The organism is Vibrio sp. 2033 (assembly GCF_033339735.1).
The window spans coordinates 1-758 of sequence record NZ_JAWOVC010000280.1 but is presented as its reverse complement, the minus strand read 5'-3'; the positions used below and the strand labels follow the sequence as shown (position 1 = coordinate 758).

Here is a 758-nt window from a genome sequence, read left to right as displayed (position 1 = left end):
AAGCCGTGTCCACGAGTTTGGGGTAAAAAGTACATTTTCTGTAGTTCGCACACGTTAGGTTCGCCTGCTAGTGGAGCAAAACCACCACCACCGACGATGACGCCATTGTGCTCAATCACCCAATAAGCGGCACCTTGTTGGTTATACACAGAATACATGTCATCAAGTGTTGGGTCTGCGACGCCGTACCCTTTGTCTGCGGTTAGACCATATTCCGCGGAAACCTGACGAATCACGTCGGCGACTTGTGGGTTATCGGCCTTGCTGAGTGGGCGAAGAACAAATTGGTTTGCTTGGCATACTTTGGTTAAGCCTTTTAGATACACTTCAAGCCCTTGTTTGAGCTGTTGCTGCTCGTTTTCGTCCAGATGGGATAGCAATGATTCGAAGAAAGTATTTTGTTGTTGGTCGAGTTGAGATAGCGCGTGTTGGCCTTGCTCGGTCAAAGCTATGAACTGGCTGCGCTTGTCTTTTGGATTTTCGATGCTCTCAACCAGGCTCTGCTTGATGAGAGCAGTTACGGTGCGGCTGGCATTGGATTTATCTACGTTAAGCTGCTGCGCCAGTTGATTGATAGTCAGTGGCTGTAATTGGATCTCGCCCAAGGCATGAGCTTGTACTGGGGTGAGGGTAACCTCGCCACATTGTTTATCAAGCATACCTAACAAGCGGACTGTCTGTCGGGAGTAATGTCTGAGCTGACGAGGATTCATCTTAAGTTACCTATAATAAGTTGCGCATCGCAATTAATTTAATTG

Annotated in this window: 1 protein-coding gene; it reads right to left on the bottom strand. The window is 47.8% G+C overall.

The window, feature by feature from the left end:
- A partial coding sequence (locus R7P74_RS26080; RefSeq protein ID WP_318123548.1) for a bifunctional helix-turn-helix transcriptional regulator/GNAT family N-acetyltransferase occupies positions 1-713 on the bottom strand: 713 nt, incomplete at its 3' end.
- Between the last annotated feature and the right edge of the window lie 45 nt (positions 714-758).